This is a genomic window from Pseudomonas sp. HMWF021 (assembly GCF_003061005.1).
In the GTDB taxonomy this organism is placed as follows: Bacteria; Pseudomonadota; Gammaproteobacteria; order Pseudomonadales; family Pseudomonadaceae; genus Aquipseudomonas.
The window spans coordinates 1,987-8,254 of sequence record NZ_QAIK01000070.1 but is presented as its reverse complement, the minus strand read 5'-3'; the positions used below and the strand labels follow the sequence as shown (position 1 = coordinate 8,254).

The following is a 6,268-nucleotide window of genomic DNA, read 5'->3' as shown; positions in this document are numbered from 1 at the left end:
GCGCAGATCAATACCACGCACCGCTTCGCTCAATTGTCGCAGCGGTTGCAGCCCCCGGCGCAGCAGGACCAGGCCCAGCGCGAACGCCAGCAACGCACCGAGCCCGACCGCCAGATACAGGCGCAAGCGATAACTGGCGAGCATCTGTTCACGTTCGGTCAGCACCTTGCCGGCAATCACCGTCAGCGGTTCGCCGTTCGGCCCTTGCGCGTCACCGGACAGCAGCGCCAGCCCGGCACCGTCCGGTGCTGGCCAGGTCATCACATCGCGGCGCTGTGGCATTTGCTCGCGCGGGATTGCGTTCAATGGCGGTAGTTCGCGCTGACGCGGGTTGATCGCGATCACGTTCGAGCCATCGGCGCGCCGCACCAGCAGCAGGCTGTCGAGGTTACCGAGCATGTTCTGGTACAGGCGCGGACGTGCCTGCAAGGCGTCGAGGCTGTCGCTGTCAGCGAGCAACGCGCGTACCTGCTCAAGTCGACCGAGCAAGGCCAGGTCATCGCGGTAAGCGATCTCCGACGCCAGCGAGCGATAAAGGAACACGCCAATCGCACTGAGTACCAACGCGCAGACCACGGCGAACGCCAGCGCCAGACGCCAGGCGATCGACCTAGTGCGCATCGTCAGGCGCTTCCAGTTGATAGCCGACGCCGCGCACGGTGTGAATCAGTTTCGGCATGAACGGGTCATCGACCTTGGCCCGCAGGCGACGCACCGCTACTTCGACCATATTGGTGTCGCTGTCGAAATTCAGGTTCCACACCTGCGAGGCGATCAACGTGCGTGACAACACTTCGCCCTGACGACTGGCGAGCAGTTGCAGCAGGGCAAATTCCTTGGTGGTCAGGGCAATGCGCTGGCCGCCGCGACTGACCCGACGGCGCAGCACATCAATCTCGAGGTCGGCGATGCTGTAGGACTCGGCCTCGCGCAGCGGCCCGCGCCGCAGCAGCGTACGCACCCGCGCGAGCAATTCGGCGAAGGCGAAAGGCTTGAGCAGATAGTCGTCGGCACCGAGTTCGAGGCCGCGCACACGGTCTTCGATGGCATCCTTGGCGGTCAGGAACAGCACCGGCGTGGCGCCGCGCTGGCGGATCAGTTGCAGCAGTTGCCAGCCGTTGAGGCCCGGCAGCATCACGTCGAGGATGATCAGGTCGTAGGCCTGCTGCTCGATGAAATAGCGCCCATCAAGACCGTTGAGTGCCACGTCCACGGCAAAACCCGACTCGCCCAGGCCCTTGGCCAGGAAGTTCGCGGTTTTGGCTTCATCTTCTACGACCAGCAAACGCATGGCACACCTCGATTGATCAGGCACACAGGCTAGGCGCCTTCGGCCCGGTTGCCCATTACAAACTTGTAATCCGACTGACGGGGTTCTGACGAAGAGCGGCGATTAAGGTGACGACCTTAGCTTTTGGAGCCTGTCCATGACCGTCAAATACCTCGCAGTCAGTCTCGCCCTCGGCCTCAGCGCCAGCGTTTTCGCCGCCCCTGAACTGCCGCGCCACGCTGACCTCGATCTGAAAACCGCACGCCTGCTGGCCGACTCGGCACTGAACAATTGCAGCGGTACGGTGTCGGTGCTCGACCGTGGCGGCAACCTGCTGGTGACCCTGCGCGGCGACGGCATCGGCCCGCACAACACCGCTGCCAGCCAGCGCAAGGCCTACACCGCGCTGTCGACGAAAACCCCGACCCGGCTGTTCGCCGAGCGCGCCCGCAGCAATCCGGAAACCGCCAACCTCAACACCCTCGATGAGCTGCTGTTGCTCGGCGGCGGGATCCCGTTGTTCGCCGCTGATGAACTGGTCGGCGCCATGGGCGTGGCCGGATCCGGCGGCGGCGAGCAGGACGAAAGCTGTGCCATCAAAGCCGCCGAAAAGGCCGGCCTGACCCTCACCCGTTCCCAATAAGGAGACTGACCATGACCACCCTGCGCATGACCTTCGCCGCACTCGGCCTGAGTGCCTTCTCCAGCCTGGCGCTGGCCGCCGGTAATCCACTGAGCGTACACGTGCTCAATCTGGAAAACGGCCTGCCGTCTCCCGGAATCAACGTGACCCTGGAAAAACACGTCGGTCAGAACTGGCAACCACTGGCCCAGGGCACCACCAACGAGCAGGGGCGTATCGCCGAACTGTTCCCGACCAGACAGCCTTTCGAGGCGGGCGAATACCGGGTGGTGTTCAAGACCGGGGAGTATTTCGAGAAGAACAAGCGCGAGACGTTTTTCCCGGAGATTCCGGTGATTTTCCAGGTGAAGCAGACTGACCAGCACTACCACATCCCGTTGCTGCTCAGCCCGTATGGTTTCTCGACCTATCGCGGTTCGTAAGCCGCACTCCTTCAGGTTCTGTGGTTTGGCTGAGAACCCTGTGGGAGCTGGCTTGCCAGCGATGGCGTCAGTTCGACAAACACGCATGTCGACTGATGCACCGCAATCGCTGGCAAGCCAGCTCCCACAGTGGAACGGTGTGAAATTTTAGAGTGTGGCAAGGGCGCGCAACCGCTCGGCATCGAGAATCTCGATTTCGCCATACCCCAGCCCGATAATCCCCTGCCCCTGCAGATCCTTGAGGATCTGATTGGTGGTCTGCCGTGACAGCGACAGCATCGACGCCAACTGCTCCTGCGGCAGTTGCAGCACCCGACGCGGCGGGTCGAGTTCGCCGTAGCCTTCGGCAATCATCAGCAGGCGATGGGCCAGACGCGCCGGGGCCGGCAGCAGGCTCAACTGTTCGAGGTTGATGAAGGTCAGGCGCAATTTCTGGCTCATCAGCAGCGCCAGATGCCGCCAGTACACCGGCTGCTCATCGAGGATTTTCAGCAACGTGGCCTGCGGGATATTCAACAGCGTGCACGGCCCGACGGCATAAGCATCGTGAGTACGTGGCTGGCCGTCGAACAGGCAGATTTCGCCGAACCAGTGCGGCGCCTCCACCAGGCTCAGCAATGCCTCCTTGCCCTGCTCGCTCACCGCCCCGATCCGGATCGCGCCATCAAGCACCGCGTACAAACCGCAGGGCGGATCACCGCGCTGGAACAGGCGTTGCCCCGCCGCCAGCCGCCGCTCCCGTGCCGCCGCCAGCAGACTATCCTGAAAGGATGCCGGCAGATGACTGAACCATTGCCCGGTCATCAGCTGTGAACGCTTATCCATGAACACTCCCAATTGTCGCCTGCCTGACAGAGCGAACGCCGAACCCGGGGCAAGCTGCTCTCACCCTACAGGAGGAACAACAATGAAAAGCCTCGTCGATCATTTGAGTCAATACGCCGCCTACCACCGCGACCCGCGCAACATCGCCAGCCACTTTATCGGCATCCCACTGATTGTGGTGGCGGTGGCGGTTTTGTTGTCGCGGCCAGAATGGTCACTGGGCGGCTTGTGGATCTCTCCGGCGGTGCTGCTGGCGCTGGCGTCGGCGTGGTTTTACCTGCGCCTGGAACTGAAGCTCGGCGTTCTGATGACGCTGTTGATGGGCCTGTCGATCTGGGCCGGACATGCGCTGGCGCAGCAGAGCACCATGGTCTGGCTCAGCAGCGGGTTGGCGATGTTCGTGATCGGCTGGGTGATCCAGTTTGTCGGGCACCACTACGAGGGGCGCAAACCGGCGTTTGTCGATGACGTGAGCGGATTGATTGTCGGGCCGCTGTTTGTGGTGGCCGAAGTGGCGTTCCTGTTGGGAATGCGCCATGAGTTGAAAGCGCAGATCGAAGCGCGGGCGGGGGTGGTGCGGGTCAATCCGAATGGCAAAGCGGCGGCTTAGGCCGCTTGAAAGATCGCAGCCTTCGGCAGCTCCTACAGGGGAAACGCATTCCAATGTAGGAGCTGCCGCAGGCTGCGATCTTTTGATTTTTAGAGGCTGGCGACTTTCTGCCAGACCTTCGGCTTGAAGAACAGGGTTTCACCCTTGGCCAGTCCGATCAGGCTGTCGTGGTCTTTCACCACTTCCGCCTCGATCAGATCGGTCTGCCCTTCGACCTTCAACGTCACCCGCGTGGTCGCGCCCAACGGGCGGATATCGCGCACTTCAGCAGCGTGGTGATCTTCCAGCTCATGTTTGGACAACGACACTTCGTGCGGACGGAACAGCACGTGGTTGTCGTCGCTGAGCAGCAAGCGGTTCGAGTCGCCGAGGAAGTGATAGACGAAATCGCTGGCCGGGTTCTCGTAGACGTCCCCCGGTGAGCCGATCTGCTCGATCACGCCCTTGTTCATCACCACGATGCGGTCGGCGACTTCCATCGCTTCTTCCTGGTCGTGGGTCACGAACACCGACGTCAGGTTGATGTCTTCGTGCAGACGGGCGAGCCAGCGACGCAGCTCTTTACGCACCTTGGCGTCGAGGGCGCCGAACGGTTCGTCGAGCAGCAGCACTTTCGGTTCCACCGCCAAGGCACGGGCCAGGGCGATACGCTGACGCTGACCGCCGGACAGTTGCTCCGGGTAGCGATCCGACAGCCAGTCCAGTTGCACCATGTTCAGCAGCTCGTGAACCTTGGTCGCAATCTGGCTTTCGCTCGGGCGCTGGTTTTTCGGTTTCATGCGCAGGCCGAACGCAACGTTGTCGAACACTGTCATGTGGCGGAACAAGGCGTAGTGCTGGAACACGAAACCGACGTTGCGATCCCGCACGTCGTGGCCGGACACGTCTTCGCCATGGAACACGATGTTGCCGTTATCCGGGGTTTCCAGGCCGGCAATAATGCGCAGCAAGGTGGTCTTGCCGCAGCCGGACGGGCCGAGCAGCGCCACCAGCTCGCCGCTGTGGATGTCCAGGCTGATGTTGTCCAGCGCCTTGAACGCATTGAAATTCTTGCTGACGTTACGCACTTCGATCGACATGAATTATTCCTCCGCGGCGCTGGCGCGCAGGCGGTTGATACGGTTTTCGCTCCACTGCTTGAGCAGCAGGATGAAGAGCGCCAGGATCAGCAACAGGCTCGCCACGGCGAACGCGGCCACGTGGTTGTATTCGTTGTAGAGGATCTCGACGTGCAGCGGCAAGGTGTTGGTCACCCCGCGAATGTGCCCGGAGACCACCGACACCGCACCGAACTCACCCATGGCCCGCGCGGTACACAGCACCACGCCATAGATCAGGCCCCATTTGATGTTGGGGACGGTCACGTGCCAGAACATCTGCCAGCCATTGGCGCCGAGCAGCCGCGCGGCTTCTTCTTCCTGCGTGCCTTGTTCCTGCATCAGCGGGATCAGCTCACGGGCCACGAATGGCACGGTGACGAAGATCGTCGCCAGCACGATGCCCGGCAGGGCGAAGACGATCTGGATGTCGTGATCCTGCAGCCACGGCCCGAACAGGCCCTGAGCGCCGAACATCAGCACGTAGACCAGACCTGCGATCACCGGCGACACCGAGAACGGCAGGTCGATCAGTGTCACCAGCATGCTCTTGCCGCGGAACGAATATTTGCTCACGCACCATGCGGCGCTGACGCCGAACACCAGGTTCAACGGCACCGAAATCAGCACGGCGATCACCGTGAGTTTCAGCGCCGACAGGGCGTCCGGTTCAAATATCGCCGTGAAGAATGCGCCGAGGCCGTTCTTCAGGCCCTGCGACACCACGATGAACAACGGCAACACCAGAAACAGGAAAAAGATCAGCCAGCCGAGACCGATCAGGATTCTGCGCGAAGTAGCACTGCCACGGCGCGCAGCGTTGGCCGAGGACGCGGCCGCAATAGACGATTGGGACATGTTCGCGCCTCCTTATGGGGTTTCGATGCGCCGCTGCAGCAAGTTGATCAGCAGCAACAGGACGAAGGAAACCACCAGCATCAGCACGCCGATGGAAGTGGCGCCGGTGTAATCGTACTGGTCGAGCTTGACCATGATCAGCAGCGGCAGGATCTCGGTTTTCATCGGCATGTTGCCGGCAATGAAAATCACCGAACCGTACTCGCCGACCCCGCGGGCGAACGCCAGGGCAAAACCGGTCAGCCAGGCGGGCAACAGCGCTGGCAGGAGGATATGGCGGAACACCTGCAACGGTTTCGCGCCGAGGCAGGCGGCGGCTTCTTCGACTTCACGGGGGATATCGGCCAGTACCGGCTGCACCGTGCGCACCACGAACGGCAGGGTCACGAAGGTCAGCGCCAGGGTGATGCCCAACGGGGTGTAGGCGATCTTGAAACCGAGGTCGGCGGCGAACTGGCCGACCAGACCGGTCGGCGTGTACAGCGCGGTGAGCGCAATACCGGCAACGGCGGTTGGCAGGGCGAACGGCAGGTCGATCATCGC

The 6,268-nt window shown here is 62.2% G+C and carries 8 protein-coding genes and 1 pseudogene; 3 read left to right on the top strand and 6 right to left on the bottom strand.

The window, feature by feature from the left end; translation table 11 throughout:
- Together DBR18_RS10250 and DBR18_RS10245 are read right to left on the bottom strand one after the other, a co-directional pair.
- Positions 1–621, bottom strand: a pseudogene (locus DBR18_RS10250) (two-component sensor histidine kinase); the annotation flags it as partial.
- Positions 611–1,291 carry a heavy metal response regulator transcription factor gene (locus tag DBR18_RS10245; protein WP_108590231.1) on the bottom strand — a complete coding sequence of 227 codons (681 nt, stop codon included), beginning with the start codon at positions 1,289–1,291 and terminating at the stop codon, positions 611–613. The pseudogene DBR18_RS10250 and the gene DBR18_RS10245, both read right to left, overlap by 11 nt.
- Positions 1,292–1,427: 136 nt before the next feature.
- On the opposite strand from DBR18_RS10245, the gene DBR18_RS10240 reads away from it, so the two are divergent.
- Together DBR18_RS10240 and uraH are read left to right on the top strand one after the other, a co-directional pair.
- Complete coding sequence (locus DBR18_RS10240) at positions 1,428–1,913, top strand: heme-binding protein (protein WP_108590230.1); 486 nt, start codon at positions 1,428–1,430, stop codon at positions 1,911–1,913.
- A gap of 11 nt (positions 1,914–1,924) precedes the next feature.
- Positions 1,925–2,335, top strand: coding sequence for a hydroxyisourate hydrolase (gene uraH, locus DBR18_RS10235; protein ID WP_108590229.1), 411 nt, complete (start codon positions 1,925–1,927; stop codon positions 2,333–2,335).
- Positions 2,336–2,482: 147 nt separating this feature from the next.
- Here uraH and DBR18_RS10230 read toward each other — a convergent pair whose 3' ends face one another.
- A complete protein-coding gene (locus DBR18_RS10230) occupies positions 2,483–3,160 on the bottom strand; it encodes a Crp/Fnr family transcriptional regulator (RefSeq protein WP_108590228.1) in 678 nt (225 codons plus the stop codon).
- 82 nt (positions 3,161–3,242) lie between these two features.
- Between DBR18_RS10230 and DBR18_RS10225 the strand changes: the two genes are divergently transcribed.
- Positions 3,243–3,770, top strand: coding sequence for a DUF962 domain-containing protein (locus DBR18_RS10225; protein ID WP_108590227.1), 528 nt, complete (start codon positions 3,243–3,245; stop codon positions 3,768–3,770).
- Positions 3,771–3,859: 89 nt separating this feature from the next.
- Here the strand turns inward: DBR18_RS10225 and DBR18_RS10220 are convergent, their stop codons facing one another.
- The 3 genes from DBR18_RS10220 to cysT form a co-directional block, all read right to left on the bottom strand.
- Entirely contained in the window at positions 3,860–4,849 is a 990-nt protein-coding gene (locus DBR18_RS10220) for a sulfate/molybdate ABC transporter ATP-binding protein (RefSeq protein ID WP_007963490.1), read from the bottom strand.
- Positions 4,850–4,852: 3 nt separating this feature from the next.
- Positions 4,853–5,725: a sulfate ABC transporter permease subunit CysW gene (gene cysW / locus DBR18_RS10215; protein WP_007952817.1), complete on the bottom strand. Its 873-nt coding sequence runs from the start codon at positions 5,723–5,725 to the stop codon at positions 4,853–4,855.
- Positions 5,726–5,737: 12 nt separating this feature from the next.
- Positions 5,738–6,268: sulfate ABC transporter permease subunit CysT (cysT, locus tag DBR18_RS10210; RefSeq protein ID WP_256588662.1), on the bottom strand; the 531-nt coding region annotated here is incomplete at its 5' end.